We start from the raw sequence: 448 nt of genomic DNA on the forward strand, positions 1-448 counted from the left end.
CGAGGGCAGCTTGCACTTGCGCAGCAAGCACGGCGTCGGCCTCTCCGGCCTCGCGTTGTGCCAGACTTTCACCAATGCAGATCAACGGGGTCAAGCCGTGACGCACGGCTGCCGCGACCTTGAGGCCAACCGTGCGGTCGGTTTCACCAAAAAACTCGCGGCGCTCGGAATGTCCAAGCTCGACCAGATCGAGATTGCAGTCCTTCAGCATCAGCGGCGATATTTCACCGGTCCATGCGCCGGCGTCATCCCAGTGCATGTTCTGGGCACCGACCTTGACGCTTGTGTCTTTCAACGCGGCTTTGACTTCACGCACCGCTGTGAACGGCGGAATGACAAAGCGCTGAAACCGCTGATCGCGGCTTTCATCACCGGCAGCAAGAGCTTCGGCAAAGGCCAAAGCCTCCGCCAGCGTCTTGTTCATCTTGAAACTCGTGCCAATCCAGAA

General features: G+C 59.4%; 1 protein-coding gene. It reads right to left on the minus strand.

Going from position 1 to position 448, the window contains the following annotated elements; all coding sequences use genetic code 11:
* A partial coding sequence (locus ACTJI9_RS22470) for a triose-phosphate isomerase (protein ID WP_440811039.1) occupies nucleotides 1–448 on the minus strand: 448 nt, incomplete at both ends.

It is taken from the genome of Phyllobacterium sp. 22552 (assembly GCF_052044585.1).
In the GTDB taxonomy this organism is placed as follows: domain Bacteria; phylum Pseudomonadota; class Alphaproteobacteria; order Rhizobiales; family Rhizobiaceae; genus Phyllobacterium; species Phyllobacterium ifriqiyense.